An 18,024-nucleotide genomic window follows, 5' to 3' on the forward strand; every position below is an offset into this window, starting at 1 on the left:
GATGGCAACCGAAACCCTCTCCGAACGTATTCTTCGCGAAAACACGGGCGTTCTAGAAGAGATGATCAATCATCGCTTTGTCGTGGACATCAAGAACGATGTATTGAGTAATACTGTATTCGAGCGCTACCTCGTTTATGAGGGGGCTTTTGTTGATACGGCGATTTCCATCTTTGCTTTCTCTGTGGCAAAAGCGCAGACCATCGAGCAAAAGCGCTGGCTTGCAGCAGTCGTTATCGCTCTTGCAAATGACCAGATGGCTTATTTCGAGCGGACCTTTGCCAGCCGTCGCATCGATCCCTCATCGTTCGATACCAGTATACCGGCCGTCAAAAACTTTTGTTCGGGCATGCTGGCCATCGCCAAGGATGGTGAGTTTCTCGATATTATCGCAGCAATGTTTGCGGCAGAATGGATGTACTGGACTTGGTCGAAGGAGGCGTCTGCCTGCAACATCAGTGATCCGCTTTTAAAGGAATGGGTAGCAATGCATGTGGATCAGGCATTTGCGGATCAGGCCACGTGGCTCAAGGATCAGCTCGATATGGCAGGTGAGCAGGGGCTCCCTGAAGGCTTGTGCGTCCGGCTAAGCAGTATTTTTGGCTACGCGATGCAGCTTGAAATTGATTTTCACGACGCGCCATATCTCTGACTTCAAGGAAGTGACCGAATGCGTGCCTATATAATCGGCAATATTGCCATGGATGAAACGATCATTGTCGATGAGCTTCCTATCTCCGGCGCTTCGATCCTTGGGCATGTGGGCGCGCACGATCTCGGAGGGAAGGGGACAAACCAGGCTGTCGTAATGGCGCGCTGCGGCATTCCCACGGTACTTGTGGCTCCGGTGGGGCAGGACTCGAGAGCTGCAACGATCCGCAAACATCTTCAGGGGGAGCCCTTAACCAGCGAACTCATCAGCATTGAGGGGATATCGAGCGACATTTCTCTTATTTTCCGCCTGCCCGACGGAGAAAATGCGATCGTTACGACAACGGACTCTGCTCAAAGGCTTTGCGCTTCACACGTTGCGCCCGCTCTGGCGGAAGCCAAACCAGGCAATCTTGCGGTTCTGCAGGGAAATCTTTCCCCCGAGGCGACGGTAGGAATTCTTCAATTCGCTAAATCGCTTGGCATGATCACCGCCTTCAATCCGTCGCCACAGCGCTCATTTTTCTCGGATATTTGGGCGTTGGTGGATATAGTGTTTCTCAATCGCGGGGAAGCGCAGGCTTTAACAGGTGCTGAAGGTGAAGCTGCCGCCAAATATCTCCTGCAAAAAGGAATTCAAGAGGTGGTTCTAACTTTGGGGAGTGAAGGTGCCTTGCTGGTGAACAGGCGGGAAACTATCGTAGTGGCTGCATCACCTGGTATGGTTGTCGATACGACCGGAGCTGGCGATACGTTCATGTCCGTCGCTTTGGCATCATCTTTAAAACGCGGCTGCCAACTCGATAGAAAAGCGCTCGAACATGCGTCTCAGGCAGCGGCAATCACTATATCGAAAGTTGGTACACGCTCCGCTTTCCCCACAACTTCAGAACTCGATCAAATTCTGAGTGACGGCCAGCTGGATGCCGTCAACTAACGGATAGTTCTGCATAAAATTGGAATAATGGCGGAGAGAGCGGGATTCGAACCCGCGTTACGCTATTAACGTAAACACACTTTCCAGGCGTGCGCCTTCAACCACTCGGCCACCTCTCCGCAATACGCCCAGCACATAGCTGATCGGGCTAATTATGTGCAACCGAAAAGACCGGCTGCAAGAGCACCGTCAACCATCGGCCACTCATTCTTCGATACAGACACAGCGCTATACGATGGTTAGTCGGCAGCTACCCTGTGCGGCGCGCACTATAGCCAGAACAAGCACTTGTTCAACTCCTAATTCAATATATTTTTGGTTCGCGGCAAAATCATCATTTTATCATTTAATTACAATAGGTTATAGGTATAGATATGGCTGACGGCTCCTCGGAGGCACACGGCGCGCAATTCTGTTCACGTCGCAACGGATCGCAATCATGTCCAGAAAAGCGATTCCGGTTTCCGGGGTTTTGCGTTAGAGGATAGAAGATCAAGCGATCCAACATCCTTTCAGGTGAAGGACGTTTCGCCCTTGGAGAAGAATATTGCTACGTCTTATTTTCAGGCTTTTAGCCTATATCTGCCTTAGCCTGGCTATTATTGCCGCTGTGCTGGATGCCGCCAGATCAGTTGGCGCATCAAACCTGGTCATCACGTCGCTGAGAGATAGCTGGCAATCGGTTTCAGCCAACTCTTTTGCACTTGTCGAAACAAGCATCAGAACCCATTTATACAGCATATTCTGGGACCCGTTGATGCTTTGGGTACTGGACGCGCCTACAGTTCTCGTCTTCGCTCTTCTCGCGCTGTTGTTATACGCGATAGGTTACAGACGCACCGACAAAACAGGCAGGTTCGCTGCCCGCTGAAGCATCGTCGAAGCCCATCCACCGGAGGTAACGCAATGTCCATATTCAGCATGCTGAGCAAGAAATCCGAAATGCCGACGGCAGAGCAGGCCTTGCCTGGCCGTTCATCGCCAATTGCAACCGCAGAAACGCATTTTGTTAATGGGCGCCCATTAAAAGGCCCTTGGCCTGACAATCTGCAAACCGCCATGTTCGGAATGGGTTGTTTTTGGGGCGTTGAACGTCTGTTCTGGCAAGTGCCTGGCGTCTATCTGACTGCCGCGGGCTATACTGGCGGAATTACACCAAATCCAACCTATCAGGAAACATGTACCGGTCTGACCGGCCACAACGAGGTGGTACTGGTGGTATTCGATCCGGCGATCGTTTCGTATGAAGAGCTGTTGACGATATTTTGGGAAGAGCACGACCCAACCCAAGGCATGCGGCAGGGCAATGATGTCGGTACAACATACCGTTCCGGAATCTATACTTTCACACCAGAGCAACAGGCTGTGGCTGAGGCAAGCCGCGCTGATTACCAAAGCGCACTAACGGCCAAAGGGCGCGGAACTATCACCACCGAGATTCTCGAAGCACCGATATTTTACTATGCCGAGGACTATCATCAGCAATATCTGGCCAAGAATCCCGACGGTTATTGCGGGCTGCGTGGAACAGGAGTCTCTTGCCCGATACCGAGTGCCAGAGCAGTGAATTAACCTGGGTAAAACAGGTTTCGATCTGAATTTTGATCACTTGGCAAAATTCCGCGTGAATTTTGCTTAATGGCATGCAAGATTGACGTAGGTGCGGCGGGTTGAATGCCTCGCCGCAATGGTCTAGGGCACAGCGGAAAGTTGTGTCCTCAAACAAAATCCAGAGGGTTGCTATAAAATGAAGCGTATTGTTCTTGGTCTCCTGGCTGCTACGGCATTGCCCCTGATATCACTTGGAGCAGCGAACGCTGCGGACGACAAACCCGCTTTGATTTATGATCTGGGCGGCAAATTCGATAAATCATTCAATGAAGCTGCATTCAATGGCGCTGAAAAATATGCAGCTGATTCCGGCGTGAAATATCGCGAATTCGAAATCCAGAACGAAGCTCAGCGCGAACAAGCGCTGCGCAAATTCGCATCGGATGGCAATTCGCCGATCGTCATTGCAGGCTTTTCCGCTGCTGCCGCGATTGAAAAGGTTTCCACGGAATTCCCCGATACTAAATTTGTTATTATCGATGCTGAAGTTAAACAGCCCAATGTTCGTTCGGTCATATTCAACGACAATGAAGGTTCCTATCTCGTCGGCGTCATAGCTGCCAAAGCTTCCAAGACTGGTACTGTCAGCTTTATTGGCGGAATGGACGTTCCGTTGATCCGTAATTTTGCCTGTGGCTATGTAGGCGGCGTTAAAGCGACGAATGCGGATGCCAAGGTCATCCAGAACATGACCGGTGATACGCCGGCTGCCTGGAATGATCCGTCAAAAGGTGGCGAGATCGCCAAATCACAGATGGATCAGGGTTCTGATGTCATTTTCGCTGCAGCGGGTGGCACTGGTATTGGCGTTCTTCAGGCGGCAGCCGATGCCGACAAGCTAAGCATTGGTGTTGATTCCAACCAGAACGGGTTGCATCCGGGCAAGGTTCTGACCTCGATGCTCAAGCGTGTTGATGTCGCCACCTATAACGCCTTCAAGGATGGTGCCGACGGCAAATTTACTGCCGGTGTGAGCTATCTCGGCGTCAAAGAAGGCGGTGTTGACTATGCTGCCGACGAGAACAATGCCAAGCTTCTGACGGATGATATCAAGGCAGCTGTCGAAGCCGCCAAGGCCGATATCATCTCCGGCAAGGTGAAGGTGCACAGCTATTTTTCAGATAATGCTTGCCCGTACAAATAAAACGACGCATCAAAGTTGAAAAAAGCCGCCGGTCAGATCATCGGCGGCTTTTTTAATGGCTTTTTCATTATCCACATTCCGGCATTCTCACCGTCCAGCTCTTCTATTTTTTGCCAGCCTATACGTTCATAGTAGCCGGTCTCAGACGTATAGAGATAAAGCTGCTGATGGCCTTGCTGTTGTGCAATCTTTTCCGTTGCTTCTACCATGGCCTTGCCAACGCCGATCAAGCGCATTTCCGGCGTAACATACAGGCTTGCGAGCCAAGGCTGCAGATGAGGATGCGTTTCAAGATCGTTGTCGATCAGCAATGACAGGCCCACAGGCAAGCCGGACACAAAGCCGACAAGTGCTTTCTGGCGACTTTCAGAATTAAGAAAACCAAGGAAGCTATCAATGATTTCTTCCCGGCTGCGGCCGCCGTCACGGCCCCAGGTTATATAATTCCAGCGCGCACATAATGGCACGAGTTCGGGGTGGTTTTCGAGCAACTCTACTTTTGTCATCATTTAATAATGAGGGGGTTTGGTTACGGGCGTATCTTCGGAGGTCTGCTCTTCCAAGACAAGAAAACGATCTGTCAGGGCGTCCAGCTTGCGCCGCATTGCCTCAATAGTTTTCCATTGTTCGGTTAGCTGACCAGAGAGTTCGTCAATCGTATGTTCTTGCTCGGTTACCAGGATTTCAAGCCGCGTAAGGCGGTCATTACTTTCGGCTGTCATTCCCGTCTCCGTTGCTTCTTTTTCTGTCCCGCGTTTTGATATTTGAACAAGTTGATAGCCATTGCGTCAAGGTATGAAGAGATGATAGCGGCTGTTGAATGTTGCTTTTCTTGACTGGAAAGAAAAAATTCCCGTGTTAGGGTCGTAAGCTTCGAAAAACAACAAGAGCTGATCAACAGCGGATGGGGATATGAGCGCAGCTGCAATCGAACTTATTGGCGTGGACAAACGTTTCGGCTCCGTCCACGCAAATCGCGATATTCATCTGACAATTGAGAAAGGGACGATTCACGGCATCATCGGTGAAAACGGTGCCGGAAAATCAACCCTGATGTCCATTCTTTATGGATTTTATCAGGCGGACAGCGGCGAAATTCGTATCAATGGAAAAACGACCAAGATCACCGATCCGAATGCTGCAATCGGAATGGGCATTGGTATGGTGCATCAGCATTTCATGCTTGTTGAAAATTTCACCGTCCTTGAAAATGTGATGCTCGGTGTAGAGGGCGCACCGCTTCTGAAGAACGGTATTGCCAAAGCCCGTGCTGAATTGAAGCGTCTCGAGCAGGAATATGAACTCGACGTGGATCCCGATGCCCTGATTGAAGAGTTGCCTGTTGGGCTGCAGCAACGCGTAGAGATTCTCAAGGCACTCTATCGCGGTGCCGAAATTCTCGTTCTTGATGAACCGACCGGCGTTCTCACGCCGCCCGAAGCAGACCATCTTTTCCGGATTCTCGAGCAATTGAGGGATCAGGGCAAGACCATTATCCTGATCACGCATAAATTACGCGAAATCATGGCCGCAACGGACAACGTATCCGTCATGCGCCAAGGTGCAGTAGTAGCGACAAGAAAAACCAGCGAAACTTCGGTGGAAGAACTGGCTGAACTCATGGTGGGACGGCGTGTTTTGTTGCGTGTCCAGAAGGGCGAGGCACAGCCTGGCGAAGTGAAACTATCGGTGGAAAATCTGACCGTGCGCGATAGTCGTGGCGTGGTCATGGTCGACAATGCCTCGTTCACTGTGCGGGCGGGTGAGATCGTCGGCATCGCTGGGGTGGCTGGCAATGGACAATCACAGTTGATTGAAACAATTGCCGGAATTCGCGCTGCAGTATCAGGCCGCGTTCTCCTTGACGGACAGCTTATCGATATTACAGGTGCTGCCGATCCGGGTGAGTTGCGCGATCGCGGATTAGCGCATGTGCCAGAGGACCGCCACCATATGGGGCTCGTCCTCGCATTCGAGGAATATGAAAATTCGATCCTGGGATATCACGATGATCCGCTTTATCTCAAAGGACCGTTCCTTGATATTGATGCGATCAAAGCAGATGCGCGCAAGAAAATAGAGAAATACGACATTCGTCCGGGTGACCCCAATCTCAAGACCGCAAATTTTTCCGGAGGCAATCAGCAGAAAATCGTACTCGCCCGGGAGATTGAGCGTGATCCGGGTGTCCTGATTATCGGCCAGCCGACACGCGGCGTGGATGTTGGTGCAATCGAGTTCATTCACAAGCGGATTATTCAAATGCGTGATGCGGGCAAGGCGGTCCTGCTTGTTTCCGTGGAACTCGATGAAATCCGTTCTTTGTCGGATCGTATCCTCGTTATGTTCGCCGGCCGCATCGTTGGAGAGCGGGATGCTGAAGCTGACGAAGGCGAGCTCGGCTGCCTCATGGCCGGCGTCGAACAGCTGGAGGCCGCTGAATGACAACGCAGGCGCTCATTATTATAGATGTCCAGAATGCTATTGATGATCCCAAATGGGGGCGTCGAGGTCAGCCTGAAGCAGAGGCGCGTATAGGTGAATTACTCGGCGCTTGGCGTGAACGCCGTCTGCCCGTCATCCACATCCGCCATGATTCAACCGATCCTGCATCGCCGTACCGCCCTGGCACCCATGGCAATGAATTTAAAGATGAGGTTGCCCCGCAGATGGGCGAGCCGGTCATCGACAAACGCACAAACAATGCGTTCATTGGTACTGATTTGATGGATGTTCTCGATGAATTGCAAGCGCGCAGCCTGGTGGTCACGGGCGTGCTTCTGGAAAATTCCGTTGATGCGACGGTTCGAATGGCTGCCAATCTCGGTTTCGAGGTGATTGTTCCGGAAGATGCTGTCGCGAGCATTGATCGCAAAGACTACCGGGGCAAAAAATGGGTCGCCGAAGACGTGCATGCCTTAGCGCTGTCTTTGCTTGAAGGCGAGTATGCCCGTATCACGACATCCGCACATATTATCGGAAACCTGCCATGAGCCAGCCTTTTGCAAAACTACCCGCTTGGGCAGATTATGGACTTCTGCCGCTGATCAATCTCATCGTCGCTTTCTTCGTGGCAGGTCTTGTCGTCTTGCTCGTTGGTGAAAGCCCGATCGAAGCTGCGGTTCTTATGGTTAAGGGTGCTTTTGGCACAGGCGACGGCGTTGGATATACGCTCTACTACGCAACCAATTTCATCTTTACCGGGCTTTGCGTTGCAGTTGCCTTCCACTGCGGCCTCTTCAATATTGGCGGCGAGGGCCAAGCCTATATTGGTGGTCTCGGCGTTGCTTTCGTCGGTCTTGGCCTCGGCGATACCCTGCCATGGTGGATCGTCTTTCCATTGGCAATTGTGGCTTCCGGCATAGCCGGTGCCTTGTGGGCGCTCATTCCCGCGTGGCTACAAGCGCGCCGTGGTTCGCATGTTGTTATTACCACCATCATGTTCAACTTCATTGCCGCTAGCATCATGGTCTATATCGTGGTGCAAATTCTCAAGCCAATGAACATCCAATCGCCAGAAACGCGTGTTTTTGGAGAGGGTGGGCAATTGCCAAGCCTTGGATGGTTGTTGAACGCTGTGGGTCTCAACATGCGCTCCGCCCCTCTCAATCTCAGTTTTCTCGTATCCCTCATTGCAGCGTTTCTGGTGTGGGTACTGATCTGGCGGACAAAGCTTGGATATGAAATCCGCACAATGGGCTTTAGCCCGAAGGCGGCTCGATATGCCGGCATAAGCGAGCTGCGTATCATTATAATCACCATGATGATTTCAGGTGCGCTGGCGGGGATGATGGCGCTGAATCCAATTATGGGAGCGCAGCACCGCCTGCAGCTTGATTTTGTTGCGGGGGCTGGTTTCGTAGGCATTGCCGTTGCGCTCATGGGTCGTTCCCATCCGGTCGGTATTGTGCTGGCGGCAATCCTTTTCGGTATGCTCTATCAGGGCGGCGCTGAAATCGCTTTCGATATGCCAAATATTTCACGCGACATGATCGTGATTATTCAAGGTCTGGTCATTCTTTTCGCTGGAGCACTCGAACACATGTTTCGGCCAACCTTGCAGCGCATTTTCCATGGCTTTTCATTTAAAAAAGACCAGACAGCGCCCGTTATTGCTGGAGGTGGCCAGTAATGGAAAGCTTCATCACCATCCTGCAATTGTTCGATTCGACGATCCGCCTGTCGGCTCCCTTGCTGCTCGCCTGTCTGGCAGGACTCTATTCCGAACGTGCTGGCATCTTCGACATCGGCCTTGAAGGCAAAATGCTTGCCGGTGCTTTTGCAGCGGGCGCTGTTGCTACATGGTACGGCTCTGCTGGACTTGGCCTTTTAGCGGCCATTGCCGTGTCGGTGGCTTTAGGCCTCGTGCACGGCTTTGCCTCCATCACCCACAGGGGAAATCAGATTGTCTCCGGCGTTGCGATAAATTTCATTGCGGCGGGAACGACGGTCATCCTTGGACAGGCATGGTTTCACCAGGGCGGGCGCACGCCATCCTTGCCGAATACGGCGCGCTTCAATGCTATCAATTTGCCCGGAGCCGAAGCTTTGCGTGATGTCCCGATCATCGGCCCGATCTATTTTGAGTTGATTTCAGGTCATTCCATCCTCGTTTATTTGGCCTTCCTGCTGGTGCCTTTGACATGGTGGGTGCTTTATCGCACACGTTTTGGCCTGCGTTTGCGCGCTGTGGGTGAAAATCCGGCGGCCGTTGACACAGCGGGTATTTCAGTTCCGTGGCTGCGCTATCGCGCGGTCATTTGCTGCGGAATTCTGTGTGGTGTTGCCGGTGCCTATCTCGCCACAGCGCAAGGCGCTGGCTTCGTGAAGGATATGACCGCAGGCAAAGGCTATATTGCCCTTGCCGCTTTGATTTTTGCAAAATGGCGTCCAGTCCAGGCAATGTATGCCTGCCTCCTATTCGGGTTCCTCGACGCTTTGGGCATCCGTCTTCAGGGCCAGACTCTGCCGTTGATCGGTGAGGTGCCGGTGCAACTCATGCAGGCGCTGCCCTATATTCTTACGATAATTCTGCTTGCCGGATTCATCGGCAAGGCAATTCCGCCAAAAGCTGGCGGTGTTGCCTATGTCAAGGAAAGATAGCTATGAGTACGGACTTATTTGACGCGGCATTCGCCGCCATGCAGAAAACCCATTCGCCTTATTCGCAATTTCCGGTGGGCGCCGCACTGCGTACCAGTGACGGGCGTATCTATTCGGGGTGCAACATTGAAGTGGTTTCCTATCCGGAAGGCTGGTGCGCCGAAACAACTGCGCTTTCGCATTTTGTGATGGGTGGTGGAGGCACGATTACCGAGATCGCTGTCGTCGCCGAGAAGAAGGCAAAGTGCACACCCTGTGGCGGGTGCCGCCAGCGCTTGGCGGAGTTTGCGGGCCCCGATACGCTGCTCCATCTTTGCGACAATGACGGGATCATTCAAACCCTGACGATGAAAGAAATATTCCCCTTCGGTTTTGAGGCGGAAGTGCTCGGTAAAGGTGCTGCATGATTTCGCCAGCCACGACCACGCTCATTCAAAAACTGAACGGTCTTGCCCCTCGTATTGCTTTGGTGCTCGGCTCCGGCCTCGGATCGCTGGTTGATGCTGTCGAGAATGCGATCCATATTCCCTATTCGGATTTGCCCGGTTTCCCGCACAGTGGCGTCTCGGGCCATGCGGGTCAGGTGGTTGCCGGCTACCTTTCGGGCAAGCCGGTCCTGATGCTGGCTGGACGTGCGCATTACTATGAAAAGGGCGACGCATCGGTCATGCGTCCAGTCATTGCGGCGCTGGTTGAGATTGGTATTGAGACGCTGATCCTCACAAATGCAGCGGGATCGGTTCGCCATGATCTGGCACCGGGCAGCGTGATGCTGATTGATGACCATATCAATTATTCCGGGCTGAATCCGCTGATAGGTGAGCCGTCTGACAAACGTTTTGTCGGCATGACAACAGCCTATGACCAGCAATTGAAAGATGCCCTGATCATTGCTGCCGGTGAGGTTGGCGAGAAATTGGCGCAAGGTGTTTATATGTGGTTCTCGGGGCCATCATTCGAAACGCCTGCAGAGATTCGTATGGCAAGGACTCTTGGTGCAGATGCTGTGGGCATGTCGACAGTGCCGGAGGTCATTCTCGCGCGGTTTTATGGATTGCGCGTGGCGGCCTGTTCAGTCATCACAAATTTCGGTGCTGGAATGACCGGGGCGGAACTGTCGCATGAAGAGACCAAGGATGTTGCTCCGCAGGGTGGTGCGCGTTTGCAGAAGATCATCCGCTCTCTTATTCAGGAAATAGGTTAGCCAATGGAGCTGCCGCAAGAAATTATCCGCCGCAAGCGCGACGGCGCGACACTGAGTGCAGCCAATATCACCGCCTTCGTCAATGCCATGAGCGCAGGTTCCATTACCGATGGTCAGGTTGCGGCCTTCGCCATGGCTGTTTTTTTCAACGGCATGAAACGCGAGGAGGCAGTGGCACTCACCCTCGCCATGCGCGATTCAGGGGATGTGCTGGATTGGTCGGATTTACCCGGCCCCGTTGTTGACAAGCATTCAACCGGCGGCGTTGGGGACAATGTGTCCTTGATGTTGGCACCACTCGCAGTTGCCTGCGGCGCCTATGTCCCGATGATATCAGGCAGAGGTCTCGGTCATACAGGCGGGACGTTGGACAAGATGGATTCGATCCCCGGTTACATCAGCCAGCCGGATAACACTCTGTTCCGGAAAGTTGTGCGGGAAGTGGGGTGCGCCATTATTGGCCAGACCGCCAATCTTGCACCGGCAGACAAGCGGTTTTATTCCATCCGGGACGTTACAGCGACGGTGGAATCCATTCCGCTGATAACGGCTTCGATACTATCGAAGAAACTTTCTGCAGGGTTGAATGCGCTCGTCCTTGACGTGAAATCCGGCAATGGTGCGTTTATGGTCCGAAACCGCGACGCGGTGGCCTTGGCAACCAGTATAGTCGAGGTGGCAAACGGCGCAGGCCTGCCAATGACAGCGCTTTTGACTGATATGAATGAGCCGCTTGCTTTGGCCGCTGGCAATGCGGTTGAAGTCAAAAATGCTGTTGATTTCCTGACGGGTGATCGTCGCGATACCCGATTGGAAAGTGTCACACTGGCACTCGTTGGAGAAATGCTCTTATCTGCACGGCTTGCGCCAAATCTGAAGGCCGCAATAGACAAGACGCGGGAAGCACTCAACAGCGGCAAGGCTGCAGAAGTGTTCGGACGCATGGTTGCTGGTCTAGGCGGGCCGAGCGACTTTATCGAAAAGCTCGATCATTATCTGCCGAGAGCGCCCATCACAGTCGAAGTAAGTGCGCCTGTTGCGAGTTATGTTGCATCCATTGATACCCGTGCCATTGGCATCACAGTCGTGGCGCTGGGTGGTGGCCGTATCAGACCGCAAGACCCCGTTGACCACGCTGTCGGGATCACAGCGCTACAACCCATCGGTGCTAAAATGGAGAAGGGTGAGCCAATTGCGCGGGTCCATGCCCGCACGCAGGATGATGCGAAGACTGCGGCGCTTGCTATCGAAAAAGCTTATGGTTTTACGGATCGCAAGCCCCGAACAGTCAACCCGGTCCTGCGCCGCATTGGCGCGTAATTACTTCGTGCCGTACATGCGGTCGCCAGCATCGCCGAGCCCCGGAACGATATAGCCTTTTTCATTGAGGTGGCTGTCTATGGCAGCGGTAAAAACCGGTACATCGGGATGGGCTTCGGTAAAGCGCTTGATTCCTTCTGGCGCCGCTAACAGGCAAAGGAAGCGGATATTGCTGGCGCCGCGATCTTTCAATTTCTGAATTGCGACGATTGCCGAATTGGCCGTTGCAAGCATGGGGTCAACGACAATGATGAGGCGGTTGACGATATCTTCCGGTGCCTTGAAATAATATTCAACTGGCTGCAACGTATCGTGATCGCGGTATAGTCCGATATGTGCAACGCGTGCCGCAGGCACAAGGTCCAGCATGCCCTCAAGCAAACCATTGCCTGCCCGCAGGATCGATGCAAAGACCAGCTTCTTGCCTTCTATGACCGGCGACTCCATTTCCACCAGCGGAGTCTGTATCGTGATATTTGTCAGTTGCAGATCGCGGGTTACTTCGTAGCAAAGCAGCAGGGATATTTCCTTCAGCAACCGTCGAAATCCGGCGGTGGAGGTGTCCTTGTCGCGCATGATAGTTAGCTTGTGCTGAACAAGCGGGTGGGAAACGATGGTCACGCCCATGGGGATTCCTTTAAACTGAACTTGCCCGACCTTATCTGTTGATGAGCGTGACCGCAAAGCGTGTGTGCTGGAGACGCACAGTTTTGTCGCGCAACAGGCGATGGTCTTCTGCGTCTCAATATTCTATGGTTCCGGCGAATTATACAGGCAGGTAAGAAAATGAACCAGCAACGCACCGGTGCACAGGGTGGCATGGAAACATCCTTCGGCTTTCAGGATGTGAGCGACGGCGAAAAACAGACCCGGGTCAATGACGTCTTTCATAGGGTAGCCAAGCGCTACGATGTCATGAACGACCTTATGTCAGGCGGTCTGCACAGGGTCTGGAAAGACTCGATGATTGCATGGCTGTCCCCGTCGAAAACCGCAAATTGGAAGGTGCTGGACGTCGCCGGTGGCACGGGAGATGTTGCGTTCAAGATTGTGGAGGCATCCGGGCGCAATGCTCATGCGACGATATTGGATATTAACGGCTCCATGCTTGGGGTTGGCCAAGACCGAGCTGCCAAAAAAGGCCTCGCCGAAAATACCGAATTCGTTGAAGCCAATGCGGAAGAGCTTCCGTTTGAAAGCAACAGGTTCGATGCCTATACAATCGCATTCGGCATTCGAAATGTCCCGCATATTGATCGCGCCCTGTCTGAAGCATATCGCGTGTTAAAACCAGGCGGGCGCTTCCTTTGCCTTGAGTTTTCCGAAGTTGAACTGCCTGTTCTGGACAAGCTTTATGATGCCTGGTCCTTCAATGCCATTCCAAAGATCGGCAAGGCCGTAACAGGTGATGCCGACAGCTATCAGTATTTGGTGGAGTCCATTCGCAAGTTTCCGCGACAGTCGGATTTTGCTGACATGATCCGCAAAGCCGGGTTTGAGCGAGTGAGCTGGCGCAATTTCACCGGCGGCATTGCGGCGCTGCATTCCGGCTGGAAGTTGTGATTTCTGAATGAGTAGTTTTGCAGCAACATTTCGCTTGATGCGAGCCGGGTGGATATTGACCCGTGAGGGCGTAATAGCCGCACTTCCCGCTGATGGTTTGAGCGGTATTCCCGCGTTTGGGCACAAGATTGCAGGCCTTCTCGCTCGCCGCCGTGCGCTGACGGCGCGCCGCTCGGAGCGCATGTCCCGGGCCATCAACAAGCTTGGGCCATCCTACGTAAAATTGGGCCAGTTCCTGGCAACCCGCCCCGATGTCGTTGGGACTGAGGTCGCCGATGATCTGGCTCTGTTGCAGGACCAACTCGACTACTTTCCGATGGAGGCCTCAATCAAAGCGATTGAGGGATCGTTGGGCCGCTCGGTCGACGATCTCTTTGTCAATGTTGAGCCACCCATTGCTGCGGCGTCTATTGCCCAAGTGCATCCCGCTTATGTGAAAACCAGTGAAGGAAGCACAAAGGTTGCCGTCAAGGTTGTGCGTCCAGGTGTTCGGCAACGTTTTAACAATGATCTTGAGAGCTTCTTTCTGGTTGCCCGCTGGCAGGAACGTTACGTTCCGGCAAGCCGCCGTTTGCGGCCCATCGAAGTAACGCGCACCTTGGCGCAGACGACACGTATTGAAATGGATTTGCGCCTTGAGGCCGCGGCTCTTTCAGAAATTGGTGAAAACACGAAAGATGATCCGGGCTTCCGGGTGCCAGCCGTCGATTGGGAGCGTACAGGGCGCGACGTGCTGACGCTTGAGTGGATCGACGGGGTCAAAATGTCGGACATTGAAGGGTTGCGCGCCGCTGGCCACAATCTCATCAAGCTCGCCGAAACACTGATCCAGTCATTCCTGCGTCATACACTGCGTGATGGGTTTTTTCATGCGGACATGCATCCGGGTAATCTGTTTGTCGATGCTGACGGCAACATCGTTGCTGTGGATTTCGGTATTACCGGCCGGCTCGGGAAGAAGGAGCGCCGCTTCCTTGCCGAGATACTCTATGGCTTTATTACCCGTGATTATGTGCGTGTAGCCGAGGTGCATTTCGAGGCTGGCTACGTGCCACATCATCATGATGTTGCAAGCTTTGCCCAAGCGATCCGTGCGATAGGCGAGCCCATTCATGGCCAGCCGGCTGAAACCATCTCAATGGCAAAGCTGCTGACATTGCTGTTTGAGGTGACGGAACTCTTTGACATGGAAACCCGTCCTGAACTGGTCATGTTGCAGAAGACCATGGTTGTTGTCGAGGGTGTGTCACGTACGCTCGACCCGCATTTCAACATGTGGAAAGCGTCTGAGCCTGTCGTTGGCGACTGGATCAAACGTAATTTGGGTCCGCAAGGTATTCTTGTTGACGCGCGTGAGGGTGTGATGTCGCTGCTGCATCTGGCGCGTCAAGCGCCTGATCTGGTAGCACGTGCTGACAGGTTGTCGCTTGAACTGGATCGCATGGCTGAAAAGGGTTTGCGGTTTGATGATCAGACGGCCCATGCCATCGGCAAGGCCGAAGCGCGGCACACACGATCAGGCCGAATTGCCCTCTGGGTGATTGCAATTTGCTTCGTCATTATAACCTACGAGCTTTTATCGTGACAGAATTTGCGCTAAGTTGATTGCAATGATTGCACATTTGCAATCGTTCTCTTGTGGAGTGCAATCAAATGGCCAGCATAACGATCCGAAATCTGGATGACGCTACCAAGGAAAGATTGCGACTTCGCGCGGCCTTGAATGGGCGCTCAATGGAAGAAGAAGTCCGGCTTGTTCTTGGTGAACTTGACAATGAGCCGTCAACTCCAGCGACTTTGCCACATGCTCTTTCAACCGCTTCAGGATCGCTTGCGGGGCGGCGTATTCTTCTGATCATAGGCGGCGGCATAGCGGCTTATAAGTGTCTTGATCTTATCAGGCGCCTGCGGGAACGCGGCGCTAAAATTCGCCCCATATTGACCAAAGCTGCCGAAGAATTCGTAACGCCTCTGGCCGTGGGCGCTCTGGCCGCCGATAAGGTATTCACCGAGCTTTTCTCCAGGGAAGACGAGCACGATGTCGGTCATATCCGCCTGTCGCGCGAAGCCGATTTGATTGTTGTGGCTCCGGCAACGGCTGATCTTATGGGGAAGATGGCAAATGGTCTGGCGAATGATCTTGCCAGTGCCGTTTTGTTGGCGACGGACAAGCCCGTGCTGATTGCCCCGGCGATGAACCCGAAGATGTGGAATCACGCCGCGACCAGGCGCAATCGCGCCACATTGGAAAAGGATGGCATCCGTTTCATCGGCCCCAACAGGGGCGAAATGGCAGAAAGCGGCGAGAGTGGCGCAGGGCGAATGGCGGAACCGATGGAAATCGTTGGTGCCATCGAAAAACTACTCGACCGCACGCCAAAGCCACTATCCGGGAAGACTATCATAATGACGTCCGGCCCGACGCATGAGCCAATTGATCCGGTGCGCTATATCGCCAACCGTTCGTCGGGCAAGCAAGGGCATGCAATTGCCGCAGCTCTTGCGCGCCTTGGTGCGACGGTGCGGCTGGTATCCGGCCCGGTCAATATTCCGGATCCCGAAGGTGTCTCAGTGATTCATGTGGAATCCGCCCGTGAGATGCGTGATGCGGTCGAGCAGCTTCTGCCTGCGGATGCTGCTGTGATGGTGGCTGCAGTCGCAGACTGGCGATATGCGAATGAAGCGAATGAAAAGATAAAGAAACACCCGGGCGAAAAAGCACCCGCCCTGCAGATGGTGGAAAATCCGGATATTCTGGCAGGAGTAGGGCATAGTAAACTGCGCCCGCGGCTGGTTGTCGGCTTTGCAGCGGAAACGCAGGATTTGCTGATTAATGCGCAAAAAAAACTCGACAAGAAAGGCGCCGATTGGATCGTTGCCAATGATGTAAGTCACACCAAGGGCGTTATGGGAGGCGACCGGAATGCCGTGCGCATCGTGACCCATACAGGTGTTGAAGAATGGCCGGACATGAGCAAGGAGGAAGTTGCGGAGCGTCTTGCTCAGAAGATCGCCTCGGCTCTGCAGCAGCTTGAAGCATGAAGATTGTCATTCGCGAAGCTTTGCATTCCGATGCGCAAAATCTCGCCGCGCTCTCCATTCAAGTATGGCTGCACACATATGCCAAGGCGGGTATCCGGGACGTTTTCTCGCGCTATGTCTTTGCAGAGTTTACTGCTGAACATTTTGCCGGAGAAATAGAAAGCCGAATAAAACAGCTCTACGTGGCAGAGGTGGAAAATCACCTCGTTGGATATGTCCGGCTCAATCTTGAAGCGGAATGTCCAATTCGTCATATCGGCCAGCCGGAAATAGAGACGCTTTATGTACAGGAACATTTCGCTGGTTGCGGCATTGGAAGCGCCCTGCTCAATCACGCCGTTGAAGCATGTCAATCGCATGACCATCGCCAGGCATGGCTCACGGTGAATCAGCAGAATTTGCCGGCTTACAGGTTTTACCAACGTAAGTTGTTTCAAAAGATCGGCACGGTGGATTTTGTGCTTGAAAGTGAACGTCATGCCAACGATGTTCTGGTAAAAGTTTTCTAGTTATTGGAATTGAGCATGACCAAAATTTCCGTCCCAGTTCTTGAAACCGAACGGTTGATCCTGCGTGGTCATCGCGAGGATGATTTTGAAGCGCTGCATGAAGTTTGGACCCAGCCCGCAGTCTATCAATATATCTCGGGGCAGCCGTCCACGCGCGAGCGCTCATGGGGACGTCTGCTGCAATATATCGGCATGTGGCATGCGATTGGCTATGGTTTCTGGGCCTTGGAAGAGAAGGCGACCGGTCGTTATATTGGCGATGTCGGCTTTGCCAATTTCAACAGAGAAATCGAGCCACCCTTCGGTGACACGCCGGAGATGGGATGGGTATTATCGCAAGAGATTCACGGCAAGGGTTATGGCAATGAAGCGCTGGAAAAGATGCTTCATTGGGGAACGGGTTTCTTTAAGGCCACAAGCACACGCTGCATCATCTCGCCGGACAATATCGCTTCGCGCCGGATTGCCGAGAAAAATGGCTTCCGCAAAATCGCGGAAACCACTTATACAGGTGAGCCCGTCTGGCTGCATGAAAGGCTGTTTGAACGCTAGAGAAAATTTTGCTCTAGCTACCAGCCTTCGCCCTTTTGCGACACATGATGAATGATCTGGCAAGGGCTGGTGATCCAGAAATCCTTGTGCCCTACCGGCAATTCTTCGATTTCGTCGCAACGCATGATACCTGCCTCAGAAAGATGTCCGGCGGCAGCGCCGACATTGTCAGCTGCGATTTCCAGCCAAAGCTCGGACTGGCTGAGACCGGGTGCCTTGTCGATCCAAAGCTGATTTGATCCGAAATGAAAGCCCACATGGGGCAGATGGTTCGTCAGTGGCTCCAAACCGATGATGTCCCTGTAGAATGCGACTGTTGCCTCATACTGATGAGGGGGAACCTTCATCGCAATATTGTGGCTTCCCTCATAAGAAGGTCTCATGATTT

The 18,024-nt window shown here is 53.1% G+C and carries 21 protein-coding genes and 1 tRNA gene; 17 read left to right on the forward strand and 5 right to left on the reverse strand.

Annotation, left to right across the window (positions count from 1 at the left end; genetic code table 11):
- Position 1: 1 nt before the first annotated feature.
- Together V9K95_RS22285 and V9K95_RS22290 are read left to right on the forward strand one after the other, a co-directional pair.
- Positions 2 to 652, forward strand: coding sequence for a TenA family protein (locus V9K95_RS22285; RefSeq protein WP_336440469.1), 651 nt, complete (start codon positions 2 to 4; stop codon positions 650 to 652).
- An 18-nt stretch (positions 653 to 670) separates the two neighbouring features.
- A complete protein-coding gene (locus tag V9K95_RS22290) occupies positions 671 to 1,588 on the forward strand; it encodes a ribokinase (protein ID WP_336440468.1) in 918 nt (305 codons plus the stop codon).
- Between the two features lie 28 nt (positions 1,589 to 1,616).
- Here the strand turns inward: V9K95_RS22290 and V9K95_RS22295 are convergent.
- A tRNA-Ser gene (locus V9K95_RS22295) sits at positions 1,617 to 1,707 on the reverse strand.
- A 428-nt stretch (positions 1,708 to 2,135) separates the two neighbouring features.
- On the opposite strand from V9K95_RS22295, the gene V9K95_RS22300 reads away from it, so the two are divergent.
- The 3 genes from V9K95_RS22300 (at position 2,136) to V9K95_RS22310 (ending at position 4,343) form a co-directional block, all read left to right on the forward strand.
- Positions 2,136 to 2,459, forward strand: a complete 324-nt coding sequence (locus V9K95_RS22300; protein ID WP_336440467.1) for a hypothetical protein — start codon at positions 2,136 to 2,138, stop codon at positions 2,457 to 2,459.
- Between the two features lie 35 nt (positions 2,460 to 2,494).
- Positions 2,495 to 3,160, forward strand: a complete 666-nt coding sequence (gene msrA / locus V9K95_RS22305; protein ID WP_115054719.1) for a peptide-methionine (S)-S-oxide reductase MsrA — start codon at positions 2,495 to 2,497, stop codon at positions 3,158 to 3,160.
- A 175-nt stretch (positions 3,161 to 3,335) separates the two neighbouring features.
- On the forward strand, positions 3,336 to 4,343 hold the full coding sequence (locus V9K95_RS22310) for a BMP family lipoprotein (RefSeq protein ID WP_115054720.1): 1,008 nt from the start codon (positions 3,336 to 3,338) through the stop codon (positions 4,341 to 4,343).
- A gap of 32 nt (positions 4,344 to 4,375) precedes the next feature.
- Here V9K95_RS22310 and V9K95_RS22315 read toward each other — a convergent pair whose 3' ends face one another.
- Both V9K95_RS22315 and V9K95_RS22320 read right to left on the reverse strand, forming a co-directional pair.
- Positions 4,376 to 4,852 carry a GNAT family N-acetyltransferase gene (locus tag V9K95_RS22315; protein ID WP_115054721.1) on the reverse strand — a complete coding sequence of 159 codons (477 nt, stop codon included), beginning with the start codon at positions 4,850 to 4,852 and terminating at the stop codon, positions 4,376 to 4,378.
- Positions 4,853 to 5,065 (reverse strand): SlyX family protein, encoded by a 213-nt coding sequence (locus tag V9K95_RS22320; RefSeq protein WP_115054722.1) that lies wholly within the window; start codon positions 5,063 to 5,065, stop codon positions 4,853 to 4,855.
- Positions 5,066 to 5,255: 190 nt separating this feature from the next.
- On the opposite strand from V9K95_RS22320, the gene V9K95_RS22325 reads away from it, so the two are divergent.
- The 7 genes from V9K95_RS22325 to deoA are packed head-to-tail and all read left to right on the forward strand — an operon-like array spanning position 5,256 to position 11,970.
- Positions 5,256 to 6,788 carry an ABC transporter ATP-binding protein gene (locus V9K95_RS22325; RefSeq protein WP_307282014.1) on the forward strand — a complete coding sequence of 511 codons (1,533 nt, stop codon included), beginning with the start codon at positions 5,256 to 5,258 and terminating at the stop codon, positions 6,786 to 6,788.
- Entirely contained in the window at positions 6,785 to 7,336 is a 552-nt protein-coding gene (locus V9K95_RS22330) for a cysteine hydrolase family protein (protein WP_336440466.1), read from the forward strand. Before V9K95_RS22325 ends, V9K95_RS22330 begins: the two co-directional genes overlap by 4 nt.
- Positions 7,333 to 8,475, forward strand: coding sequence for an ABC transporter permease (locus V9K95_RS22335; protein ID WP_336440465.1), 1,143 nt, complete (start codon positions 7,333 to 7,335; stop codon positions 8,473 to 8,475). Before V9K95_RS22330 ends, V9K95_RS22335 begins: the two co-directional genes overlap by 4 nt.
- Complete coding sequence (locus tag V9K95_RS22340) at positions 8,475 to 9,446, forward strand: ABC transporter permease (RefSeq protein ID WP_336440464.1); 972 nt, start codon at positions 8,475 to 8,477, stop codon at positions 9,444 to 9,446. Before V9K95_RS22335 ends, V9K95_RS22340 begins: the two co-directional genes overlap by 1 nt.
- A gap of 2 nt (positions 9,447 to 9,448) precedes the next feature.
- Entirely contained in the window at positions 9,449 to 9,853 is a 405-nt protein-coding gene (locus tag V9K95_RS22345; RefSeq protein WP_115054727.1) for a cytidine deaminase, read from the forward strand.
- A complete protein-coding gene (locus V9K95_RS22350) occupies positions 9,850 to 10,650 on the forward strand; it encodes a purine-nucleoside phosphorylase (RefSeq protein WP_336440463.1) in 801 nt (266 codons plus the stop codon). The genes V9K95_RS22345 and V9K95_RS22350 overlap by 4 nt, the downstream gene beginning before the upstream one ends.
- A 3-nt stretch (positions 10,651 to 10,653) precedes the next feature.
- Entirely contained in the window at positions 10,654 to 11,970 is a 1,317-nt protein-coding gene (deoA, locus tag V9K95_RS22355; RefSeq protein WP_336440462.1) for a thymidine phosphorylase, read from the forward strand.
- On the opposite strand, the gene upp is transcribed toward deoA, so the two are convergent.
- Positions 11,971 to 12,597 (reverse strand): uracil phosphoribosyltransferase, encoded by a 627-nt coding sequence (gene upp / locus V9K95_RS22360; RefSeq protein WP_115054730.1) that lies wholly within the window; start codon positions 12,595 to 12,597, stop codon positions 11,971 to 11,973.
- Between the two features lie 159 nt (positions 12,598 to 12,756).
- Here upp and ubiE point away from each other — a divergent pair, with 159 nt between their 5' ends.
- From ubiE to V9K95_RS22385, 5 genes are all read left to right on the forward strand, one after another.
- On the forward strand, positions 12,757 to 13,533 hold the full coding sequence (gene ubiE / locus V9K95_RS22365) for a bifunctional demethylmenaquinone methyltransferase/2-methoxy-6-polyprenyl-1,4-benzoquinol methylase UbiE (RefSeq protein ID WP_336440461.1): 777 nt from the start codon (positions 12,757 to 12,759) through the stop codon (positions 13,531 to 13,533).
- 7 nt (positions 13,534 to 13,540) lie between these two features.
- Positions 13,541 to 15,118, forward strand: a complete 1,578-nt coding sequence (gene ubiB, locus V9K95_RS22370) for a 2-polyprenylphenol 6-hydroxylase (RefSeq protein WP_336440460.1) — start codon at positions 13,541 to 13,543, stop codon at positions 15,116 to 15,118.
- A gap of 68 nt (positions 15,119 to 15,186) precedes the next feature.
- The gene (gene coaBC / locus V9K95_RS22375) at positions 15,187 to 16,575 is read left to right on the forward strand and encodes a bifunctional phosphopantothenoylcysteine decarboxylase/phosphopantothenate--cysteine ligase CoaBC (protein WP_336440459.1); all 1,389 of its coding nucleotides are present in this window, start codon (positions 15,187 to 15,189) and stop codon (positions 16,573 to 16,575) included.
- Positions 16,572 to 17,084, forward strand: coding sequence for a GNAT family N-acetyltransferase (locus V9K95_RS22380; RefSeq protein ID WP_115054734.1), 513 nt, complete (start codon positions 16,572 to 16,574; stop codon positions 17,082 to 17,084). The genes coaBC and V9K95_RS22380 overlap by 4 nt, the downstream gene beginning before the upstream one ends.
- Positions 17,085 to 17,099: 15 nt before the next feature.
- Positions 17,100 to 17,636, forward strand: a complete 537-nt coding sequence (locus V9K95_RS22385; protein WP_115054735.1) for a GNAT family N-acetyltransferase — start codon at positions 17,100 to 17,102, stop codon at positions 17,634 to 17,636.
- 17 nt (positions 17,637 to 17,653) lie between these two features.
- On the opposite strand, the gene V9K95_RS22390 is transcribed toward V9K95_RS22385, so the two are convergent.
- A complete protein-coding gene (locus V9K95_RS22390) occupies positions 17,654 to 18,019 on the reverse strand; it encodes a hypothetical protein (RefSeq protein WP_336440458.1) in 366 nt (121 codons plus the stop codon).
- Positions 18,020 to 18,024: the final 5 nt, after the last annotated feature.

Source organism: Phyllobacterium sp. CCNWLW183 (assembly GCF_037203775.1).
In the GTDB taxonomy this organism is placed as follows: Bacteria; Pseudomonadota; Alphaproteobacteria; order Rhizobiales; family Rhizobiaceae; genus Phyllobacterium; species Phyllobacterium ifriqiyense.